The 23,922-nt window shown below is 33.2% G+C and carries 17 protein-coding genes and 1 riboswitch; of the genes, 2 read left to right on the top strand and 15 right to left on the bottom strand.

Annotated elements, in window-relative coordinates; translation table 11 throughout:
* Position 1: 1 nt before the first annotated feature.
* The 5 genes from DPN68_RS07205 to DPN68_RS07185 all read right to left on the bottom strand — a co-directional run bounded on the left by DPN68_RS07205 (position 2) and on the right by DPN68_RS07185 (position 5,255).
* Positions 2-1,900, bottom strand: a complete 1,899-nt coding sequence (locus tag DPN68_RS07205; RefSeq protein ID WP_113988979.1) for a DUF3857 domain-containing protein — start codon at positions 1,898-1,900, stop codon at positions 2-4.
* Complete coding sequence (dtd, locus tag DPN68_RS07200) at positions 1,900-2,352, bottom strand: D-aminoacyl-tRNA deacylase (protein WP_113988978.1); 453 nt, start codon at positions 2,350-2,352, stop codon at positions 1,900-1,902. The genes DPN68_RS07205 and dtd overlap by 1 nt, the downstream gene beginning before the upstream one ends.
* A 97-nt stretch (positions 2,353-2,449) precedes the next feature.
* Positions 2,450-3,430, bottom strand: a complete 981-nt coding sequence (gene rsgA / locus DPN68_RS07195) for a ribosome small subunit-dependent GTPase A (RefSeq protein ID WP_113988977.1) — start codon at positions 3,428-3,430, stop codon at positions 2,450-2,452.
* Between the two features lie 141 nt (positions 3,431-3,571).
* Positions 3,572-4,093: a hypothetical protein gene (locus DPN68_RS07190; RefSeq protein ID WP_113988976.1), complete on the bottom strand. Its 522-nt coding sequence runs from the start codon at positions 4,091-4,093 to the stop codon at positions 3,572-3,574.
* A gap of 79 nt (positions 4,094-4,172) precedes the next feature.
* A complete protein-coding gene (locus tag DPN68_RS07185) occupies positions 4,173-5,255 on the bottom strand; it encodes a bifunctional 3-deoxy-7-phosphoheptulonate synthase/chorismate mutase type II (RefSeq protein ID WP_113988975.1) in 1,083 nt (360 codons plus the stop codon).
* 258 nt (positions 5,256-5,513) lie between these two features.
* Here DPN68_RS07185 and gldA point away from each other — a divergent pair, with 258 nt between their 5' ends.
* Positions 5,514-6,416 (top strand): gliding motility-associated ABC transporter ATP-binding subunit GldA, encoded by a 903-nt coding sequence (gldA, locus tag DPN68_RS07180; protein WP_113988974.1) that lies wholly within the window; start codon positions 5,514-5,516, stop codon positions 6,414-6,416.
* A gap of 24 nt (positions 6,417-6,440) precedes the next feature.
* Here gldA and DPN68_RS07175 read toward each other — a convergent pair whose 3' ends face one another.
* The 8 genes from DPN68_RS07175 to DPN68_RS07140 form a co-directional block, all read right to left on the bottom strand.
* On the bottom strand, positions 6,441-6,824 hold the full coding sequence (locus DPN68_RS07175) for a tetratricopeptide repeat protein (protein ID WP_113988973.1): 384 nt from the start codon (positions 6,822-6,824) through the stop codon (positions 6,441-6,443).
* A gap of 170 nt (positions 6,825-6,994) precedes the next feature.
* Complete coding sequence (gene metF, locus DPN68_RS07170) at positions 6,995-7,951, bottom strand: methylenetetrahydrofolate reductase [NAD(P)H] (protein WP_113988972.1); 957 nt, start codon at positions 7,949-7,951, stop codon at positions 6,995-6,997.
* Between the two features lie 76 nt (positions 7,952-8,027).
* Complete coding sequence (metH, locus tag DPN68_RS07165) at positions 8,028-10,742, bottom strand: methionine synthase (RefSeq protein ID WP_193477853.1); 2,715 nt, start codon at positions 10,740-10,742, stop codon at positions 8,028-8,030.
* Between the two features lie 20 nt (positions 10,743-10,762).
* Complete coding sequence (locus tag DPN68_RS07160; protein WP_113988971.1) at positions 10,763-11,755, bottom strand: homocysteine S-methyltransferase family protein; 993 nt, start codon at positions 11,753-11,755, stop codon at positions 10,763-10,765.
* Positions 11,756-11,850: 95 nt separating this feature from the next.
* Positions 11,851-11,961: riboswitch (SAM riboswitch) on the bottom strand.
* A gap of 152 nt (positions 11,962-12,113) precedes the next feature.
* The gene (locus DPN68_RS07155; protein WP_113988970.1) at positions 12,114-13,286 is read right to left on the bottom strand and encodes a trans-sulfuration enzyme family protein; all 1,173 of its coding nucleotides are present in this window, start codon (positions 13,284-13,286) and stop codon (positions 12,114-12,116) included.
* 115 nt (positions 13,287-13,401) lie between these two features.
* A complete protein-coding gene (thrA, locus tag DPN68_RS07150; protein WP_113988969.1) occupies positions 13,402-15,816 on the bottom strand; it encodes a bifunctional aspartate kinase/homoserine dehydrogenase I in 2,415 nt (804 codons plus the stop codon).
* Between the two features lie 7 nt (positions 15,817-15,823).
* Positions 15,824-16,789, bottom strand: coding sequence for an alpha/beta fold hydrolase (locus DPN68_RS07145; protein ID WP_113988968.1), 966 nt, complete (start codon positions 16,787-16,789; stop codon positions 15,824-15,826).
* A gap of 67 nt (positions 16,790-16,856) precedes the next feature.
* Complete coding sequence (locus DPN68_RS07140; RefSeq protein ID WP_113988967.1) at positions 16,857-18,149, bottom strand: O-acetylhomoserine aminocarboxypropyltransferase/cysteine synthase family protein; 1,293 nt, start codon at positions 18,147-18,149, stop codon at positions 16,857-16,859.
* Positions 18,150-18,757: 608 nt separating this feature from the next.
* On the opposite strand from DPN68_RS07140, the gene metK reads away from it, so the two are divergent.
* Entirely contained in the window at positions 18,758-20,008 is a 1,251-nt protein-coding gene (gene metK, locus DPN68_RS07135; RefSeq protein ID WP_113988966.1) for a methionine adenosyltransferase, read from the top strand.
* Between the two features lie 66 nt (positions 20,009-20,074).
* On the opposite strand, the gene DPN68_RS07130 is transcribed toward metK, so the two are convergent.
* Together DPN68_RS07130 and DPN68_RS07125 are read right to left on the bottom strand one after the other, a co-directional pair.
* Complete coding sequence (locus tag DPN68_RS07130) at positions 20,075-22,825, bottom strand: TonB-dependent receptor (protein ID WP_113988965.1); 2,751 nt, start codon at positions 22,823-22,825, stop codon at positions 20,075-20,077.
* Between the two features lie 40 nt (positions 22,826-22,865).
* On the bottom strand, positions 22,866-23,753 hold the full coding sequence (locus DPN68_RS07125) for a GLPGLI family protein (protein WP_113988964.1): 888 nt from the start codon (positions 23,751-23,753) through the stop codon (positions 22,866-22,868).
* Between the last annotated feature and the right edge of the window lie 169 nt (positions 23,754-23,922).

Raw genomic sequence — 23,922 nt, 5'->3', positions numbered from 1 at the left:
TTTATTTAGTTAGTACAATTTTAGCATTGTCATATCTAGCAATTTGATCTCTAAATGTTCTATATTTTTCAAACTCGCTAGCATTTAACTCCGCTTTTTTAATTTCCAAGACTCTTGAAAAAGTTAATTTATTATCATTTATCTTTTTTATTTCTACTTTATAAAGTCCAAATTCATTTTGAATCAATACATCTTCAGGTAAAAAATCTATTTTATAACTTATTGGAATATTGATTTCAAAAGTATCATTTTCCTGAAAACCTCTACTTATTTCGAAAGGATGTTTTCTATTTCTTGCTTTTTTGGGAACATTAATATTCCTGTTAAAAGCATTTACTACAAAAAAGACAGATTGATTAGCAGTTGTAACATAGTTTTCGACTTGTGCTTCAATTTGCTCTATAAACTTAATTTGCTCTCTATTATCCTCTAAATTAGATTTGGTAATTTTTAAATTAGTTAAACCTGAAAAATCTGATTTATAATAATCCATTAAATCTGCATGTGACATACTCTTCAGTTGATATTTTTCATAGAATAAACCCGAAGATTCAATTGTAAATGATGCAACTAATTTTCCGTTTTCATCAATTGTGTAAGTCCCATTTGTTGATTGAATAGTTTGTTTTTCATTCCATTCGTTTGTCTTTACAATTTCCCCGCCTTCAGGTTTAATTAATAATGCATATCTATCATCCGTAAAATCACCTCCGTATGCAAAAGGACTTGTTTGGCTAGTACATTCTAAAAATTTCAATTCATTTTTGTAAGGAATGCTTAATATTACATGATTTCCTTGCTGAGAAACGAAATCCTTATCAAAATCACGTTTATCACTATCACCATAAATAACGGTATAATAAGATGGGACACCTACATTTTCAAGTAAAATTCTAGTATAATTAGAAAGTGCTTTACAATCTCCATATCCTAAACGGTCTACATCTTTGGCTAGCATAGGTTTCCACCCTCCAATACCTAATTGTATACTAACATACCTTGTCTTACTTTGAACAAATTGATAAACAATTTTAGCTTTTTCTATAGGGTCTTCTATTCCTTTTGTTAGCTCTTTAATTTTATTAATAGTCTCTTTGCTTATTTCTGATTTATCTTCAACTAAATCGCGATACCACACTTTTCCAAATTCTTCCCAACTCGAAGCAGTTCCTTCAACTCCTTCCAAATTAAACTTTTCTAAACTGAATTTAGCCATTGGAAAAATCTTACTCATATCTGGAGTGTTTTCTTCTCTTTTTTCAGCTGTTATATTTTTTGCAATAAATTTTAATGAATGATTTAATTCTTCTATAACAATATCTGAACCATCAAAATTATTTAACTTATACTTGAAGCCTAAATTTTCAGGATAAAAAATCGTAAATTCCGTATGCTCAATACCTTGCAAATAACGTTCAATTGGAGTCCAACTCGGAAGAAAAGCCGTGTTGATGGTTTCTACTTCACTTGTGTATTCAATTGTATAAGGATATTGTGTTGGCGTAAAATCTAAATACAAAATTCTTCCATCTGTCAATACCGAGAAGCCATCTGCTATACTTTGATCTTTGAAATCTTTTTTCCTAATTTTCTTAATTTCTTTACCAAAAGCATCATAGATTGTCGCTTCAATATTTTTAATTCTTTCTGATTTTGAATAATATTCAGATGCATCTACACCTCTATTCCCGTATTCATTTAGTACAGTTACAATTCTTTTTGTTTTTGTAGTATATAATTGTCTCGAATTGATATTAATTACAACTTCTTGTAAACGAATCACACTATTTGCATTCTCTTTTAATTCTTTTGGAATTGTTAAAGCAATACGCTTATCAACTTGGGCACTTATACTGTTTATTACTAATAAAAAAACAGCTAAAAACTTTATTTTTATCATTACTCTTTATTTTTCGTGTCAATTATTATAGTCACTGGGCCATCGTTTACAAAACTTACTTTCATATCGGCACCAAATTGTCCCGTTTGTACTTTTTTTCCTAATTCTGTTTCCATTTGTTTTACAAAGCTTTCATACATTGGAATCGCTATTTCTGGTTTTGCCGCTTTTATATAACTAGGTCGATTTCCTTTTTTTGTTGCTGCGTGTAAGGTAAACTGAGAAACAACAATGATTTCTCCATCAATATCTTTTAACGACAAATTCATCACATTATTTTCATCACCAAAAATTCGCAAATTGGCAATTTTTGCGGTTAACCATTCAATATCCTCATATTTATCGGCATCTTCAATCCCAATTAAAACCAATAAACCTTTTTGAATTTGGGCTACAATTTCTTTGTTAATTGTTACTGATGCTTGTGAAACTCTTTGTATTACTGCTTTCATTTTTTATAAATAAGATGTGTAAATCTCATCTTTGCTTTCTAGACGCGATAAATCAAATCTTTAACTATTTATTTACTAGACGCGATAAATCGCGTCTCTACGATTTACGGGTTTCGTCGCTTGCTCTTCGCTCGGCATCGTACATGTCGGCTCTGTAATTATCTTCGTCTCCTTCTAAAATTTGGGTGTAACTTTTATATCTTGACCAGGCAATTTCATCTTTCTCCAATGCGGTTTTTACAGCACAATGCGGTTCGTCTTTATGCAAACAATTATTAAATTTACATTGGTCTTTCAACGCAAAAAATTCTGGAAAATAATCGCCAATTTCTTGTTTTTCCATATCTACAATTCCAAAACCACGGATTCCTGGTGTGTCGATAATTTTGGCACCAAAAGACAAATCAAACATTTCAGCAAAAGTTGTGGTATGTTGGCCTTGTGCGTGTGATGCAGAAATTTGTTTGGTTTTTAAATTCAATGAAGGCTCTAAAGTGTTTACCAAAGTAGATTTTCCTACTCCAGAATGCCCTGAAAACATGGAAACCTTGTCTTTCATTAACGCTTTTAGTTCATCGATTCCTTTTCCTGTTTGGGCAGAAATCCGCAAACATTTATACCCAATTTCAGAATAAATATGCTGTAAATAAAGTTGTTCGTCTAAAGTAGTATCGTCTAAAGTATCAATTTTATTAAAAACTAGCACCGCTTCAATTCCGTAAGCTTCTGCTGTAACCAAAAATCTATCGATAAAACTAGTTGTTGTTGGTGGATTATTAATGGTTACCAATAAAAAAACCACATCAATATTGGATGCAATAATATGCATTTGATGGGATAAATTCACGGATTTTCTAACAATGTAATTTTTTCGGTCGTGAATGGTTGTGATTACTCCAGTAGTTTCGTCTGTTGTGTTTTCGATATCATAATCTACAACATCGCCTACAGCAATAGGATTGGTACTTTTGATACCTTTCATTCTAAATTTACCTTTTATACGGCACTCTAAAAAATCACCATTCTCAGTTTTAATGGTGTACCAACTTCCGGTAGATTTATAAACGATTCCTGTCATGTAAAGTTTGAAGTTAGAAGTCAGAAGTTAGAAGCACCTAATTTCTCTTCATTTAATTAGCAAAGATAAACTTTCTGCTAAAATATTATAAAAAAAGGACAACCTTTTGGGATTGTCCTTCATTTTTATTTTTGAAAAATATTAGTACTTGTAACCAATACCCTTTTTGATAACTTGAGAACCTCCTAATGAGTTTGATGAAGCTCCAACAGTTGCTTTATCAGCCGTTTGTAAAATAAATGGACATCCCATTTTAGCTGCTTCGATTTTTAATTTCTTTTCAGCTTTTTTATCTCCAGTATTTCCAGTGTGGTAATTGATTAAACCTGTTTTACCTCTTACTTCGTCAACTTTCTTTAAACCAGCGATATAAGATTTATCTTCAAGGATAACTACTTTAGCCCAATCAGCCTCACCATTGATAACAATTTTTTCAGTAACCTCTTCAACTCTACCTGACTTTCCATATACAATTTTCTCAATTGCATATTTACCAATAGTGTTTTCAGCGTCTTCACCGTCATATTTAAAAACAACAGTGTATTCTTCTAAACGGATAACTTTACCGTCAACAACTTCACCATTGTGTTTGTAAATCTTGTCAACTTGAGCGTTTGCAGCAAAACCAATCATGGCTACTACTAAAAGTAAAAATTTTTTCATCTTTTTAAAATTTTGTTTAATATTTTTTTGAACTTGTGCAATATTACAAAAAAATACTTTTCAAAATGCGTGCCACAAATTACTTATTCACAATTTTCTCCTGATGACTTATACTCTCTTGATGAATCGCTTTGAAAATTTTTAAAATAAATTCTTCACTTAGTCCTTTTTCGCTGCCTTCTAAAATCATTTTACCTAAAATTTCATTCCAACGTTTGTTTTGTAAAATGGCAACGTTTTTTTCTTTTTTAAGTTGCCCAATTTTTTCAGCGACTACCATTCTTTTCCCCAAAAAATCAATGAGTTTACTATCTAATTCGTCAATATAAGCGCGTTGCATGGCTAAAGCTTTGTTCCATTCTGCATTTTCATCCGTTGGTTTACGCATTTTTAAATCAATAAACATTTGTTTCAATGTTGCTGGCGTTACTTGTTGAGCTGCATCACTCCAAGCATTATCTGGATCAATATGTGTTTCAATAATTAATCCGTCGTAATTCAAATCTAAGGCTTGTTGCGAAACTTCTTGAATCATATCTCTCCTTCCAGTAATATGCGAAGGATCACAAATCAAAGGTAAGTCAGGAAAACGGTTTTGCAAATCAATTGCAATTTGCCATTCGGGATTGTTACGATATTTTGTTTTTTCGTAAGTGGAAAACCCTCTATGAATAACGCCTAACTTTTTGATATTGGCATTATACAATCGTTCCAATCCGCCCAGCCACAATGATAAATCAGGATTTACTGGGTTTTTAATTAGAACAATTTTATCCGTTCCGTTTAAAGCATCTGCAATTTCTTGAACTGCGAATGGGTTTACAGTAGTTCGAGCACCAATCCACAATACATCAATATCATGTTCAATGGCTAATTTTACGTGAGCAGCTGTAGCTACTTCCGTTGCCATAAGCAATCCTGTTTCTGCTTTTGCTTTTTGCAACCATTTTAATCCAATTTCTCCAACACCTTCAAAACCACCTGGACGCGTGCGAGGTTTCCAAATTCCTGCACGAAAAATGGACACATCTGAATTTTTTAATTCATGTGCAATTTTCAAAACTTGTTCTTCGGTTTCAGCACTACAAGGTCCAGCTAATACTAATGGATGATCTAATTTAAAATCATCTAACCAAGTACCGAGCGATTTACTATTTTCCATACAATTTGGGTTACAAAATTTATTTTTAAAGCAAAAAAAAATCCCGAATAGGATTCGGGACTTGACTTTATTTCATTAGAAAAACTAACGGCAAATTCCGAACACATCCATTACTTTGGGTGCCAATATTGATTTGCGCTATTTTTTACTACTTTTTTCATTATTTGAATACAAAATTAAGGAAATTTATCGTTACTAAAAAAACAAAAGTGAGTTGAAGTATATTTTTTCTACTTTTGTTAACTTAAAACTAGAATCATGTCAATTGAAGTTCAAAATATTTCCAAAAATTACGGTGCTCAAAAAGCGCTTGACAACATCTCTTTTTCAATTAAAAAAGGAGAAATTGTAGGTTTTTTAGGTCCAAATGGTGCTGGAAAATCTACACTAATGAAAATCTTAACTACTTACATCACTGCTGATGAAGGTGAAGCTAAAGTAAATGGTCATGATGTTTCGAACGACACTAAAAACGTGCAAAAATCGGTAGGTTATTTACCTGAACATAATCCTTTGTATTTGGATTTGTACATTCGTGAATATTTGGCTTTTAATGCCGATATTTATAAAGTATCCAAAAGTAGAATTGAAGAAGTGATTCAATTGACAGGTTTAACACCAGAAAGTTCTAAAAAAATTGGTCAACTATCGAAAGGATATCGTCAACGTGTTGGACTTGCTTGTGCCTTGCTTCATGATCCTGAAGTTTTAATTTTAGACGAACCAACGACTGGTTTAGACCCTAATCAATTGGTTGAAATTCGTGAACTAATCAAAAATATTGGTAAAAATAAAACGGTTTTTCTTTCTACACACATTATGCAAGAAGTAGAAGCTATTTGTGAGCGTGTTATAATTATTAACAATGGTAAATTAGTAACCGATAAAAACTTGAATACTTTAGTAAAAGAGCAAGCCGAACAAACTATAGAAGTAGAGTTTGACCAATTACTTTCAAGTACAGATTTTGCAACGTTAGAAAATCTTACCAATACCAATAAAATTAACGATTTCACTTGGGAACTTACTTTTGAATCGGATGAAGATAAACGAGGAAAAGTATTCGATTTTGCCCAAGAAAAAGGATTCAAAATTTTACAATTAAGTTTAAAGAATAAAAACTTAGAACAAATTTTTAGAGAAAAAACAGCAAAAAAATAACCTACTTTTCAGTAGGTTATTTTTTTATCTTGAAACATATTGTTTTTGTAGTTTTTCTAAATCATTATAAATTATTGACAATGCATATCTTGATAGCTCTGAGTCCAATTTATCATTGTAAATAAAATCCTCTTCATTAAAACCTTGTTTGGTTATAGCTTCCTTAATGTACTTTAACGCTGATTTTTTATCATTGGATTTAAAGTAACAATTTGCCAATTCCACGTAAACATCCTTCAATTCTTTTACATTGGTTTTTTCGATGTACGTTTTATACATTTTTATGGCTTCCGTGTAATTTTTATCATGAACAAGATTTCTTGCTTTAGATAAAATAGAATCTGTTTCGTTTGCCAAAGTAAATTGACAGAAGAAAACTGCTAGCAGAATAAGAGTAATTTTTTTCATGGCGCACTTCATTTAAAATTCAACACCATAAACTTAGTTCATTTTTTACAATAAAAAAAACTTTTATTCAATTATTTTGAAGTTAATTGTGATTTTTATTAAAAATTTTAACTTATTAATTACAAATTGCATAACATAAAATTATTTTTAATAGAAAATTATCAGTAAAATCAAAAAACTTCCCTAGCAATTGCTTTTACATTCTCTGCTTTTCCCATAGAATAATAATGCAAAACAGGGATTCCTGCGGCTACCAATTCTTTACTTTGTTGTGCACACCATTCTATACCAATTTGTTTTACAGCATCATTATCTTTTGCCTTCACCACTTCCATAATTAAATCATCTGGCAATTCTAAACTAAAGCGATGCGGAATTAAATTTAATTGCTTTTTGGTAGCGATAGGTTTTAATCCCGGAATAATAGGAACAGTAATTCCTGCTGCTCTGCATTTAGCCACAAAATCGAAGAATTTTTTATTATCAAAAAACATCTGGGTGATGATATAATCAGCTCCATTTTTAATTTTTTGCTTTACGAAATGAATATCACTATCTAAACTTGGTGCTTCCATGTGTTTTTCGGGATAACCTGCAACTCCTATGCAAAAATCAGTTTTAGTGGAATTCTGCAAATCCTCATCCAAATAAATTCCATTATTCAAATTGCTGATTTGCGTTACTAATTCCGAAGCATAGGCATGTCCTTCTTTTTCAGGTTTGAAGTAAATTTCACTTTTAACCGCATCACCACGAAGTGCTACGACATTATCAATTCCTAAGAAATCCAAATCAATTAATAAATTCTCTGTATCTTCTTTGGTAAAACCACCACATAAAATATGCGGAATGGCATCCACTTCGTATTTGTTCTGAATTCCGGCACAAATCCCAACCGTTCCTGGTCGTTTTTTAACGATTTTCTTTTGCAACAAACCGTTTGGCATTTCTTTGAATTCATACTCTTCACGATGATAGGTTACATCAATAAATGGCGGATTAAATTCCATTAACGGATCTATACTATCAAAAATAGATTGAATATTTTGTCCTTTTAACGGTGGTAAAATTTCGAAGGAGAACAAAGGTTTTCCGTTGGCGTTTTGTATATGTTCAGTTACTTTCATATTTTATGTTTTGGGTTAATTGTTTATTGTTTGTGGTTTCCAAGTTTGAACCATAAATAACAAACTATAAACTTCTTTAATCTGCTAAGTTGGGTGACAGCCATTTTTCGGCTTGTTCTACACTACTATTTCTTCTTTTGGCGTAATCTTCTAATTGGTCTTTTTTAATTTTTCCTAAACCAAAATATTTACTTTCTGGATTCGCAAAATAATATCCTGAAACTGATGACGCTGGCCACATCGCCATACTTTCGGTTAATTTTACTCCTATTTCTTGTTCCACATTTAATAATTTCCAAATCGTTGGTTTTTCTAAATGGTCTGGACAAGCAGGATAACCTGGAGCAGGTCGAATTCCTTTATATTTTTCTTTAATCAATTCATCATTTGACAACACCTCATCAATAGCGTAACCCCAAATTTCTTTACGAACTTTTAAATGCAAATATTCTGCGAAAGCTTCTGCTAATCTATCTCCCAAAGCTTTTACCAAAATCGAATTGTAATCGTCTAATTGCTTTTCAAATTCCGAAGCTTTTTCATCTACTCCAAAACCGGTTGACACACAGAAACATCCAATGTAATCTTGTTTTCCAATTTCCTTTGGAGCAATAAAATCCGCTAAAGCAATGTTTGGAGCTCCAACCGTTTTTTGTGATTGTTGTCTTAAAGTCAGAAACTTCTCGACTGCGCTCGAAGTGACAAGTTCTATATCATCATGATTAATTGTATTCGCTGGAAAAATCCCTAAAATTCCTTTTGCAGTGAACCATTTTTCCGAAACAATTTGAGCAAGCATTTTTTGTGCGTCTTTGTATAAATCAGATGCTTGTTCGCCTACAATTTCATCCTTTAAAATCGCTGGATATTTTCCGTATAATTCCCATGATTGAAAAAACGGTGTCCAATCGATAAAATTTACCAATTCAGATAGTTCAACTTCAACGGTTTTAGTTCCGATGAAATTTGGTTTTATAGGTTCGTAATTATCCCAATCGATTTTGAATTTATTTTTACGCGCTTCTTCAATCGATAAGAAATTTTTCTCACGACTTCTGTTTAAATATCCTTCTCGAAGCGCATCATATTCTTCACGAAGTGATTCTGCATAAGTAATTTTAGTATCAGGTTGTAATAAATTGGTTGCAACCGTTACCGCGCGAGACGCATCATTAACATGAACCACGGTTTCTTTATATTCTGGAGCAATTTTCACAGCCGTATGCGCACGAGAAGTTGTCGCACCGCCAATCATTACTGGAATTTTGATATTCAACTTATCCATTTCTTTGGCCAAATACACCATTTCATCCAACGAAGGGGTAATTAAACCACTCAAACCGATAATATCTACATTTTCTTTAACCGCAACTTCAATGATTTTTTCAGGAGGAACCATCACTCCTAAATCAATGATTTCGAAATTATTACAAGCTAAAACTACTGAAACAATATTTTTACCAATATCATGTACATCTCCTTTTACAGTTGCCATCAAAACTTTTCCTGCACTTGACGAAGTGGAACCATCTTTTGAAGCTTCAATATAAGGAAGCAAATAAGCGACTGCTTTTTTCATCACACGAGCTGATTTTACTACTTGTGGCAAGAACATTTTTCCTGAACCAAACAAATCACCCACCACGTTCATTCCAGCCATCAAATTGATTTCGATAACTTCGATTGGTTTTTTGGCCAACTGACGTGCTTCTTCAATATCAATTTCGATAAATTCGTCGATTCCTTTTACTAAAGAATGTGTTAATCGTTCCTGAACCGAACCATTTCTCCATTCCGCAATAGCTTTTTCATTCGATTTTACATCGCCTTTGAAACTTTCGGCTAAATCTAATAAACGTTCGGTAGCATCTTCTCTTCTATTTAATAAAACGTCTTCAACGTGTTCTAATAAAATGGGGTCAATTTCATCGTAAATTTCCAACATTTCGGGATTCACAATTCCCATCGTCATTCCGTTTTGGATGGCATGATACAAGAACGCGGAATGCATCGCTTCACGTACTTTATCGTTTCCACGGAAAGAAAAAGACACGTTACTAACGCCTCCAGAAATATTTGCATACGGAAGATTTTCACGAATCCATTTTGTTGCTCGGAAGAAATCTAAGGCATTTAATTTATGCTCTTCCATTCCAGTTGCGACTGGAAAAATATTGGGATCAAAAATGATATCTTCAGCAGGAAAACCAACTTGGTTAACCAAAATGTCATAACTTCTTTTGCAGATTTCGATGCGTCTTTCATAAGTATCAGCCTGACCGTTTTCGTCAAAAGCCATAACGATTACTGCAGCTCCGTATCGCTTGATTAATTTAGCATGATGAATAAAAGTAGCTTCTCCTTCTTTTAGGGAAATCGAATTTACCACACCTTTTCCTTGAATCACTTTTAAACCCGCTTCAATGATTTCCCATTTTGAAGAATCAATCATAACAGGAACTCTTGCAATATCGGGTTCGGCTGCGATTAGATTTAAGAATTTTGTCATAGCATAAATGCCATCTAACATTCCTTCATCCATATTGACGTCGATGATTTGAGCGCCACCTTCTACTTGAGCACGCGCGATATCTAAGGCTTCATCATATTTTTCTTCTTTGATTAAACGAAGAAATTTTCTAGAACCGGTTACATTTGTTCGTTCTCCAACGTTTACAAAATTCGTTTCTGGAGTTACAATCAAAGGTTCTAAACCTGATAATTTAAGCCCCCTAACCCCCGAAGGGGGAATCGAAACTGAGAGGTTTTTATTTATATTTGATTCAGACATTTTACAAAATTTTTAACCAATTAAACGGATTTCAATTGTTGCGTTCTAGGTTTGAATTCTTTTGCTACCTCAGCAATTAATTTGATGTGTTCTGGCGTTGTTCCGCAACATCCACCTATTATATTCACTAAATTTTCTTGTAAATATTCGCGAATTAATTGTTGCATTTCCTCTGGTGTTTGGTCATACTGCCCGAAGGCATTGGGTAAACCCGCATTTGGATGGGCTGAAATATTTAATGAGGTATTATTCCCCAATGCTTTTAAATACGGTTTCAATTGGTCAGCCCCTAAAGCGCAATTAAATCCAACACTCAACAACGGAATATGCGAAATCGAAATTAAAAAAGCTTCCACGGTTTGTCCCGATAATGTTCTTCCAGAAGCATCGGTAATTGTACCTGAAACCATTACTGGAATATCGATATTGCGTTCCTCTTTCACTTCCTCAATTGCAAATAAAGCGGCTTTTGCATTTAAAGTGTCGAAAATCGTTTCTACTAAAAGCAAATCACAACCGCCATAAATTAACGCTTCGACTTGTTGTTTGTAAGCAATTTTCAAGTCATCAAAACTCACCGCACGAAATCCAGGGTCATTTACATCTGGTGACATTGATGCTGTTCGGTTTGTTGGACCAATAGAACCAGCTACAAATCTTGGTTTATCTGTAAATTCATCCGCAACTTCACGGGCGATTTTAGCCGATTGAAAATTCAGTTCGTAAACTAAATCTTCTAAATAATAATCCGCCATTCCAATAGTTGTTCCCGAAAAAGTATTGGTTTCTACAATATCAGCTCCTGCTTCAAAATAAGCGCGATGGACAGATTTTACAGCTTCTGGTTGGGTAATGGAAAGCAAATCGTTGTTTCCTTTTAAAGGATGTGGAAAATCTTTGAAGCGCTCGCCTCTAAAATCTTCTTCTTCGAATTTATAACGTTGCAACATCGTTCCCATAGCTCCGTCGAGCACGAGAATTCGTTTTTTGATTTCTTCTTGAATTTTTGACATATTTTTTTGTTACACAGAGTTACGCTAAGTTTTCACAGAGTTTCACAAAGTTTATATTATTAATATGTTATCAAGAAATTGGAGAGGATTTCCTTAGGTTATCTGCTTCCGATAAATAATCGGAATAGAATGTAGCACCTTTCCACAAGCGCGGGAGGTTGCTAAGCTTTCGTAGGGTCTATTCCCTCCAGCTTTCGTGATAACAAACAGTATGTTTATGAACACTGCAAATGTAGTGACAAAATTGAAATTATGAAATATTTTCTAAAATTTCATTAAAAAAATATTGTTTATAGATTTATATTCCTTCTTTAATCTTAAATTAAGAATATAAATCTATAAAATAATTTAAAAAGTTTTATTCTAACGCTTGTTTCAAATCATTAATTACATCTTGAACCGTTTCCAAACCCACAGAAACGCGCACTAAACCATCCGTAATACTTACTGCTAATCGTTCTTCTTCCGTCAATTTACTATGCGTTGTTGAAGCTGGATGTGTTACAATCGAACGCGTGTCTCCTAAATTCGCAGACAACGAACATAATTTGATTTTATCTAAAAATTTTCTACCTGATTCAATTCCGCCTTTGATTTCGAAAGCTACGATGTTTCCACCTAATTTCATTTGCCTTTTTGCGACTTCATATTGCAGATGCGATTTCAAAAATGGATATTTCACTGAAGCCACATTGGGATGGTTTTCTAAAAATTCGGCCACTTTTAAAGCGTTTTCGCAATGTTTTTCGATACGAACTGGCAAAGTTTCTAAACTTTTTGACAACACCCAAGCATTGAAAGGCGACAAAGCGGGTCCGGTATTACGAGAAAATAAATAAATCTCTCGAATTAAATCAGAACGACCAACGGTTACTCCACCTAAAACTCGACCTTGACCATCGATTAATTTGGTGGCAGAATGAATCACTAAATCCGCTCCAAATTGAATTGGATTTTGAATGTATGGCGTTGCAAAACAGTTATCGATAATTAAAATTAAGTTGTGCTTTTTGGCTATTTTTCCCAATAATTCCAAATCTAAAATATCAACCGCAGGATTCGTTGGCGATTCTGCGTAAAGGATTTTCGTATTTGGTTGAATAAAATTTTCAATCGTTTCTGGTTTGTTAACATCAAAATAACTCGTTGTAATATTCCATTTCGGAAAATATTTAGTAAACAGCGTATGTGTCGAACCAAAAACACTACTTGCTGAAACGATATGATCGCCCGAATTCAATAAAGCAGCAAAAGTTGAATACACCGCTGCCATTCCTGTTGCGAAAGCGTAACCGTCTTCTGCTCCTTCCATTAGGCAAATTTTCTCAACAAATTCAAATGTATTGGGATTTGAAAATCGGCTGTAAATATTTCTTTCCTTTTCTTCCGCAAACGAAGCGCGCATGTCTTCGGCATCTTCAAAAATAAAACTAGACGTTAAATATAAAGGAACGGAATGTTCTAAATATTGGGTTCGTTCTAATTGCGTTCTGATGGCTTGGGTTTCTAATCCTAAATTTTGATTGCTCATGGTTTTGTTTTTTTAAACATATAAGTCATATAAGCTTAATTTGACCTATAAAGAATAATTAAAGTTTATTTAAGTTTAAAAACCTACAAGGTTATGAAAACCTTGCAGGTTGAGTTTATAATTTTTTTTCAGATAAGCGTAAAATGTCGCCAAAAACGCCTCTTGCAGTTACGGATGCTCCTGCTCCAGCGCCTTGAATCACGATAGGTTGCTCGCCGTAAGATTCTGTATAAATTTCGAAAATAGAATCCGAACCTTTTAACGAACCTAAAGCAGACTTGGCTGGAACGGATATTAATTTCACTTCCAATTTACCTTTGTCTTGTTGTAAATCGCCTGATAATTCGCCGATGTAACGTAACACTTCATTTGGACCTTGAGCATCTTTGATGTTTTGGTAAATTCCGTCTAATTCTGATAAACGCTTTAGAAAATCAGTTGCACTTCCTTCTCGTAAAGGTTCTGGAATTAAATTTTGGATTTGGATTTCTTCGAATTCGTTTTGTAGATCTAATTCGCGGGCTAATATTAATAATTTTCTTCCTACGTCGTTTCCGTTTAAATCTTCTCTTGAATCAGGTTCTGTGAAACCTTTATCGATGGCTTCTTGTAATACTTCACTAAATTTCTTATTTTCAACTGAAAAATTATTGAATAAATAACTCAAAGTTCCAGAGAAAACACCTTTTATTTTGGTGATATTTTCACCTGATAAATGCAATAATTTTATTGTATCAATTAAAGGTAATCCAGCACCAACATTAGTTTCGTACAAATATTCTTTTTGATTGTCTTTTAAGACTTTTCGTAGTTTCCTGTAAAAATCAAAACTTACGGTATTCGCGACTTTATTGGAAGAAATCAAATCGAAACTATTTTCGGCTAATGAAATGTAATTTTCAATGAAAGTCGAGCTTGCGGTATTATCAATCGCGATTAAATTTTCTAGATGATGTTCTTTCGAATAAGCGATAATATCTTCCACTTTATAATCTTGACCTTTGTCTTCTAAAGTAGCTTTCCAATTTTCGTTAATTCCGAATTTATTCAACAACACTTTTTTCGAATTCGCAATGGCAAATACATTCAGTTTTACACCTTTTCGAGTTTCAATATTTTTAGCTGATTCTAAAATTTGGGAAATCAAAGTGCCGCCAACCGTTCCGTGACCGAAAATGGCGATGTTGATTTTTTTCGCTACACCAAAAATTTCACCATGAATTACATTCAAAGCGCGTTTGAATTCATCTTGACTAATCACCAAACTGATATTTCTTCCCGTAACCGTATTATTCAATAAAATTGGTGTGATTTTATTTCGGATTAAAGCGGTGTATGGTTTGTGGAAATTCGTTAAATCTTGCCCAATAATCGAAATCACAGCAATGTTATCGTTTACCGAAATTTTATTGACATCTTTCGTGTAAAAATCGGTTTCAAATTCTTTTTCTAAACCAACCAAAGCTTTGGAAGCCTTGTCAGAATTGACTACCAAACCAATTCCTCTTTCTGAAGAACCTTGTGAAATAATACTCACACTAATATCATTTTCAGCCATCACACGGAAAATTCTTGCATCAACACCTGTTTTTCCTAACAAACCTCTTCCTTCTAAATTAATCAACGACACATTCGTTAAAACCGAAAGCGATTTGATACCTTCATTGGTTTGTTCCGCAGTGATTAACGTTCCTTCATTTTCAGGATTGAAGGTGTTTAAAATACGCAATGGGATGTTTTTTTCTACCAAAGGAATAATGGTTTTGGCATGTAAAATTTGCGCTCCAAAGTTTGCCAACTCATTCGCTTCATTGAAAGACAATCGCTCGATTTTTTTTGCATCAGTCACTAAATCTGGATTAGCTGTGAAAATTCCGTCAACGTGTGTATAATTTTGGAATTCTTCGGCATTTAGATAGTTTGCTAATAAGGAAGCGGTGTAATTACTGCCGTTTCTACCCAAAGTCGTGGTTTCGTTGTGTAAAGTTGAACCAATAAAACCCGTAACAATATTCACTTTATCCGAATTTTTTTCGAAATAATCTAAGACATTTTTCTTTGAAACAGCCTCGATTGGTTGCGCGTTTCCGAAGTTGATATCGGTTTTTATTAATTGACGAGCATCCGTAAATTGTGCTTTGATATTGTTTTCGTTCAAGACATTAGCCAAGTATTTTGCTGAAAGAATTTCGCCATATGCAATGACTTGGTCTTTGATTTTTTCGCTGTAATCTCCTAAAAGAGAAACGCCTTCTAATAATTTTTGTAAAACCGAGAATTCTTCTTCGAAGATGTTTTCCTTCAAACCTTCCAATTGGTATTTTTTGAATTGCTCGAAATCTGCTTGAAAATTGATGTTGGCTTGTGCTTTTTTTAATAGAATTACCAATTCATCTGTAGCATTTCCTCTTGCTGAAACGATCACCGCAATAGGTTCGTTATTGAAATATTTTTGAGCAATTGTTTGCACTACTTTTTGCAATCCTTCTCCGTTTGCTAATGATTTTCCTCCAAATTTTAATATTTTCATTTGTTTTCTAATTAAATATAGGTTTAAGTATGTTGTTTAATTGTTCAAATTCAATCAAGAAAGCATCGTGTCCGTGAATGGATTTGATTTCGTGATAAAATGCATTGTTTTTGTAATTTTTGATTTCCTGGAAAGCCGTTTTAATTTCGTTTGCCGTAAAAAAATAATCGGTATCCACACTGATTAAATGAATGTTTGATATGATGCTTTTTATGACTTCTGCTTGATTTTTGTTTTTAAAAATATCGGTCGTTTTCAATAAATGATTCATGAGTTTGTAAGCCGAAAGTTGGAATCGATTTTGCAATTTTTCGCCATGATGCAACAACCAACTTTCCACTTGAAACAATCCTTCCGAATTTTGCAATTGGGTATGGAATTTTTCTTGCAATGATTCAGGTGTTCGGTATAATAACATGGCGTGAATTCTGGCATCGTGAATTGGATTTTTGGAATTATTCAGAATCAAATCTTGAATTAGCACATTTCCAATCAACCAATCAGAAGCTTTCCAACTTGTTGCAACCGGAATTAAATTTGCAATTGCTTTTGGTCGAATTGCTGCCATTTCCCACGCAATTGCTCCGCCTAAACTTCCACCAATCACTGCAAAAACTTGATTCACTTTAAACGAATCGACTCCTTTCCAGAATAAATTCGCAATATCGTAAGTAGTGAAATCTTGATAATTTTCAATCAAATTTTCCGCATCTTGGTAACCATTTCCAGAAATATTGAAGGCTAAAACTGCGTATTTTTTGGTATCGATAATTTTATCCTCGCCAATTAAGGATTGCCACCAACCGTTTTCACCAAGAACTTGCGAATTTCCTGTTAAAGCATGATTCACCACCACCAAAGGAGCTGAACCAACTGGTTGCCCGAACAATTGATAGGACAAAATCACTTTTGATTGCACTACTCCATTCTGCAATGGAACATTTTGGAACACTATTTTTTGAATTGTACCCATCTTTCTTTTTAAAAAAGACTGCTTCAAGAAAACCTTTCAGCAGTCTTCACTTTCAAACAAACAAAAACTAAACTAAATTTTGAACTGGCAATTTTTCGAAAACACTTTGTAAATCGGTTTTCAAGTCTTCGATATCTTCTAATCCAACGGATAAACGAATTAAATCTTTCGTTACTCCGGTTGTGATTTGTTGTTCTTCTGACAATTGTTGGTGCGTAGTACTTGCTGGGTGAATGATTAATGATTTCGTATCACCAATATTCGCCAACAAAGAGAAAAATTGAGTCTCATCAGCTACTTTTTTAGCTGCTTCATAACCACCTTTTAATCCAAAAGTTACGATACCACTTTGTCCTTCTGGTAAGTATTGTTGCGCTAAATCATAATATTTTGAAGAAATCAATCCAGGATAATTTACCCAAGCCACTTCGGGACGTTTTTGTAACCATTTGGCTAATTCCAAAGCATTTTCACTGTGCTTTTTGATTCGGATAGCCAATGTTTCTAAACCTTGAATAATTTGAAATGCATTAAACGGACTTAAAGCAGCTCCTAAATCGCGTAAGCCTTCGATTCTAATTTTTGCAATGTACGAAGCTACTCCTAAAACTTCATAATATTTTAATCCGTGATAACCTGCTGAAGGTTCTGTGAATTCTGGGAATTTTCCGTTGCTCCAATCAAAATCTCCTGCGTCGATGATGACACCTCCAAGAGAAGTTCCGTTTCCACCGATGTATTTGGTTAATGAATGAATTACGATGTTGGCTCCGTGTTCGATTGGGTTTAGCAAAAAGGGTGTTGCCACTGTGTTATCCACAATAAAAGGCACTTTGTAGGTTTGTGCTGCTTTTGAAATGGCTTTTAAATCGAGTACATCTAATTTTGGATTTCCTAAACTTTCGGCAAAGAACACTCGGGTATTTTCTTGAGCTGCGTTTAAGAAGTTTTCAGGATTTGATGGATCTACGAAAGTTGTTGTGATCCCTAATCTTGGCAAAGTCACGTTTAATAAATTATATGTTCCGCCGTATAAACTGTTGGAAGCTACAATATGGTCACCAGCTTTTAATAAAGTTAACAAAGCAGTTGAAATTGCTGCGGTTCCTGAAGCAGTTACGACAGCTCCAATTCCACCTTCTAATTTGGCTAAGCGTTGTTCTAAGATATCGTTTGTTGGATTATTTAATCTTGTGTAAATGAATCCAGCTTCGGCTAAACCAAAAAGATTAGCTGCGTGATCTGAGTTATTGAAAACGTAAGATGTGGTTTGGTAAATCGGAACCGCTCTAGTTCCAGCGTTTTTAGTTGTATCGTGTCCTGCGTGTAAAGCGTTTGTTGCAAATTTATTTGTGCTCATGATATTTTAAGTATTAAGATATTTGTATTAAGTATTAAGATTATTTTCGAAGTTTGCTTTTCAGCTACACATTCGACAACATCGTCTTGGATTGTAAATTGCTATTTTCATAATTGTTGTGTTTTTAGAAATAAAAAACCTCTGTTTTCGACAGAGGTTGTATTGTATTAATTTACTTTTAAAATTATGCAATAGGTTTCCTCTGCGGATTGTTCCACATCATTATACACATATTGCACATTGTAAAGTTCATTTTCTTTTCTTTTAATTTGACAGGGCAAAACTAGATTTATTTTCTGCAATAAAAAAATAAATAGATTATTTTTCTAAATTTTGTTACTTAAAAACAATTATTTAGATTATTATTAATTAAAACACAATTCAATCAGAAAATCATTCATAAAAATTATCTTTTTGTAATTTTTAAATTAAAAAAGTTAACAACCATTTTAAATTCAATTTCATTTCATACATTTGCAAACGAAAACAAGAGGAAAAATTTGAACTGATTGCAACCTCATTAAAAAAATGCTAAAGCAGTATTACTACTCCTTTACGCAATCCCTGCAATTATTTTTTCCTCGCTTAATATTTAAAAATATTTTATTATGGCTTATTTATTTACGTCAGAATCAGTGAGTGAAGGACATCCTGACAAAGTTGCGGATCAAATTTCAGACGCATTAATTGATAACTTTTTAGCATTTGACCCTGAGTCAAAAGTAGCTTGTGAAACGTTAGTTACAACAGGCCAAGTAATTTTAGCTGGAGAAGTAAAATCAAACACTTATTTAGATGTACAAACTATTGCAAGAGATGTAATCAAGAAAATTGGTTACACAAAAAGCGAATATATGTTTGAAGCAAATTCTTGTGGAGTTTTATCTGCAATTCATGAGCAATCTGCTGATATTAACCAAGGTGTTGACAGAGCAAGCAAAGAAGAACAAGGAGCTGGTGACCAAGGAATGATGTTTGGGTACGCAACAAATGAAACTGCTGAATTCATGCCGTTAGCATTAAAACTATCTCATCAATTATTACAAGATTTAGCTGATTTAAGAAGAGAGAACAACGAAATCACTTACTTACGTCCAGACGCTAAATCTCAAGTTACTTTAGAATATTCTGATGATAACAAACCTGTTCGTATTGATGCTATCGTAGTTTCAACACAACATGATGATTTTGCTGATGAAACCACGATGTTAGCAAAAATCAAAAAAGACATTATTGAAATTTTGATTCCTAGAGTGATTGCTAAAAATCCTCAATATGCTCATTTATTCAATGATGCAATTAAATACCACATTAACCCAACAGGAAAATTCGTAATTGGAGGACCTCACGGAGATACTGGTTTAACGGGGAGAAAAATCATCGTAGATACTTATGGTGGAAAAGGAGCTCACGGTGGTGGTGCTTTCTCAGGAAAAGATCCATCTAAAGTAGACCGTTCTGCTGCTTATGCGACTCGTCATATTGCTAAAAACTTAGTAGCTGCTGGTGTGGCTGAAGAGATTTTAGTACAAGTTTCTTATGCAATTGGAGTTGCCGAACCAACATCAATCAACGTAAATACTTACGGAACTGCAAAAGTGAATTTAACAGATGGCGAAATCAGCAAAGTAGTAGAGAGCATTTTTGACATGCGTCCGTACTTTATCGAACAACGTTTGAAATTAAGAAATCCAATTTATAGCGAAACAGCTGCTTATGGTCACATGGGAAGAACTCCTGAAACCGTAACCAAAACATTTACTGCTCCAGGCGGATTAACAAAAACAGTTACTGTAGAGCTATTTACTTGGGAAAAATTAGATTTCGTAGACAAAGTAAAAGCGGCTTTTAAATTATAGAACATATTTTCAAACAAAAAAGGCTTCAAGAAATTCTTGAAGCCTTTTTTTATATAACTAACCTATTTATAAATTGTATTTCAAAGAGAAAATCAAATATCTTGGTTGTACAAAGAATTGAGAAGAATTAAAACTTACTACATTAAAACTGTCAGAATTAATTGATTTTGTGTTTAATAAGTTGGTTCCGCTAATTCTATATTCCAATTTGGAATCTTTTTTTCTGTAATTGATACTTGCGGTTAACAAGTCAAACGTATTATTTACATTACCATCTCTAGATCTAAAATCATTGTACGTATAAGTTGATGTTAGCGCCAAACCTTCAATAATTCTATAATCTAATGTAATTGATGGACTATGCGTTGTAAATATTGCATTTGGGTTTTCGTTAATAATTATATTATAAGCCGCTTCTAAATTTGGAAGCTTTTGGAATTGTGTTCCAAAACTTAAGCGGTATAATTGACTCCAGTTTTCAATTTCTCTTGAAAAATCGGATGATGGGTTTGCAGGATCAGAAGGATTTACAAATAGCTGATTGTTTTTTGACCAAGCAATATTAGTACTAGCACTTGCTTTGTAGTATTTTTTAAAAGAACGTTGGTAAGAAAACGTACCAGAAACTGTTTCATTTGAAAAATCACCATTAACTCTTTCACTAATTTGACTTATTCCATTAAAAAACGAACGATTTACTACAGGATCTGTTGTTCTTGTATAATTAAGTAAAGCAAAAATTGTAGTGTAATTAAACAAATTGTACTTAGAATAATTCAAACGATGATTCTGTTGTAATGCATTGTCGATAAAACGATTTCCCGCACTTAACGAGTTAAAATTATTTAAAGTAAAACCTTCTACCAATGTATTTACATCGTTAAAAAAGTTACTCATTCGGTAATTATACGTTAACGATTCGGTCTTCTTAATTTGCCATTGTGCAAAAACATCAGGTAAAATTCGGAAGAAATCATCGCGAACTCTAGAATTCAATTGGTCGTTATAAATATTGAATTGGTGAAAATTCAAACCAGGATTAAAAGTTAATTTTTTACCAACTGTAAATTTGTAATGCACTCCTAAATAAGCGTCATTGAAGCCGTATTGTACATCGTTATCAAAAATTAAATCACCATTATCTGGTAATTGGTATAAAGTTCCGTTGTCTAATAATTGAAAAATTGATGAATTATAGGTTTGATATGAATTGGTATTTCCTAAAGTTACGTTTAAGATACTTTTATTATTAATCGTATAATAATAATCTGCTTTTGCATCTACTTTATTGGTTTTTACGAAACGTTCTTGACGAATATCGTAGCGACTTTGTCCTGATTGAAATCCGATTCCTGGAAAGGGATCTTCTAACAAACTAGGATTATAAAATGGATCTTCATCTTGGTATAAATGTTGGACTTCCAAAACAAATGTATTTTTTGTGTCTTTCGTCCAAAACATATTCAAACTTTGTTGAAAAGCAACTGGATCTTGTTCTTTAAAAGAAATAATGTTATTTGTTCTATCAATGTCTCCAGATTGTGTAAAAATAGTAGATTGTGTATTTACGATATTATCTTCCGTTTGATTAGAACGACGAACCGTTGCATCATAATCCAATTGGAAATCAGCGTTTTTCTTGTATTTAGAACCGAATTTAAATACAGCTAAATTATCTCTTAAATTAGAAACATCTGTTCGTTCTTCAATAACTTGTAATTCTGAAGAGTTCGGTTGAAAAATACCAAAATTGGAATTAGTATTTGTGATTGTTTTATTGGAAGAAATTACACCAAACCCACTAACATTCCATTTTTTTGTAATTTCATTTGTTAAATTTACCGCACCAAATTTACTATCAATTTCCAAGGCTCGGTTATTTTGTGTAGTTGAAATCCCTAAGCTATTAGAAGAAATTCCAATATTTGTTCCGCTTCTTGCAATGGTATTTCTAGCGCCACCAGTTAATCGGAAAAAATCACGAATAGAAAATGGCACTTCGCCAATGTTGTTAAAATTAGCAATTACATTAACCGTAGTTTTTGGACTGTAATAGAATATTTTGGGATTGATTACGAAGCGTTCGTCTGGGCCGCCACCTACCAAAACATCACCAAACCAAAATTTATCTTTTCCTTTTTTTAGTTTGATATTAATTGCAATATTTTCTTCGTTATTCTCTAATCCTTTTAACTGAGAAACTTCGTTGAAATTTCTTAAAACTTGCACTTTATCAACTGCATCTGAAGGAATATTTTTAGAACCAATTTTAGTATCGCCTTCAAAAAACTTCTTTCCTTCTACTAATAATTGAGTTACTCTTTTTCCTTCAACTTCAATTTCACCATCTTCATTCACTTGAACTCCGGGTAATTTTTTAAGAATATCTTCTAATTTTTGTTCGGTTCCTGTCTTAAAAGAATCTGCGTTGTAAATAATGGTATCGCCACTAATCGTAACAGGCATTTCTTGTACTACCTCAACGCCATCAAGCATCATACCGCCTTCTTTTAGTGCTAACACTTTTCTGATGTTTTCAGTTCCAGTGATCAATTCAATATTTAATGGCTGATAACCCAAGAAACTCACTTTGATTTGGTAAGTGGAATTGGCTTTTAAGCTGATTTGGAATTTTCCTTGTTCGTTTGAAATGGCATAACCATCCATGGCTTTGGTTTCTTGGTTGATAACCATAACATTTGCCATTTCTAGTGGATTACCAATGGTATCCTGAACAATTCCTTCTAATCTAATATTTTGTGCTGTTGCAAAGTATGATGATGCCAATAATAAGACAACAAATAGTTTTTTTATCATGATATGTTAAAGTGAAATTAAAATTTTAGCAAACAAACAATTAACGACCCATTCTGAAGCCGCCACCGCCTTGTCTACCCATTTCTCTCCACTCTTCCATCTTTTCAGCTACAATTTTATCGTATTCTTGTTGCGAAACTATTTTACCTTTTTTCGGCGCTTTAATTTCTTTCTTTTCCTTCGGATTCATTACGATTTTAGAACATAAAATAACCGTTTTTCCGTCACTAACTTCCAAAATTAAACCTGGTAAACCCCAGTAATTTTCTGGACCTTGACTAATTGGAATGTCTGGCGTGTACCAAGCCACAACTTCAATTTCTTTTGGCATTTCCCATTGGTCCATGAAGTTCGTGTTACCTGCAGCTTTTTCTTCTTTCTTTTGGTCACCTTCTTCTTTCTTGTCTTCCTCTTGTTTTTTAGCGCGGTAATTTCTAAAATCCGATTGACTTACTGGTCGAACAGCAGTAGCTTTAAAACAAGTATAATTTCCAATTTGCTTAGATTCTCCAGACAATTTCCAATCTAACTTTGGTAAAGAATCTTGAATCAAAAATTCCTTTCCTGCAAATTCTTTATCTACCAAAAATAATTTGTCTTTTACGTTTTTATAATGCGTTCCACCGCCGCCCATCATCGATGACATGAAACGAAATCCACCTTGTTGTCCTGGCGACTCAATTTTCTCTTCTTCCGTGTAAGTTGAAGCATTTCTATCAAACGTTAAGATGAACGTTTTTTCAAACATAGCCTTCATACGCTCTTCAATGGTCTTTTGCATTTCAGGAGTAATTTCTCTATTGCCTCTGAAATTTGAAGCCATGTCGGAAGTACTAGTTTTAGACTCATAAACAGCCATTCCTTGGAAATTTTGAGCACTTAAAACAGACGCTACAAACAAAGAAAAAGTAATGATAATCTTTTGCATTTTTATAGTTTTTAGGTTTAATTTTTTGATGTTCGTAATAGAAATTTATATATAGACTGACAAAACTGATAATTGTTACAGAAACTTTAATTAAAATTAAGTTAAAATATTATCTTTAGACTTTATTTCATTCAAATGGTTTAATCTAATGAAGCATTTTTTGTGTTTG

Origin of the sequence: Flavobacterium tibetense (assembly GCF_003293845.1) — a bacterium.
In the GTDB taxonomy this organism is placed as follows: domain Bacteria; phylum Bacteroidota; class Bacteroidia; order Flavobacteriales; family Flavobacteriaceae; genus Flavobacterium; species Flavobacterium tibetense.
Note: the sequence above shows the minus strand (reverse complement) of the source record. Positions and strands in the feature narration are given on the sequence as shown.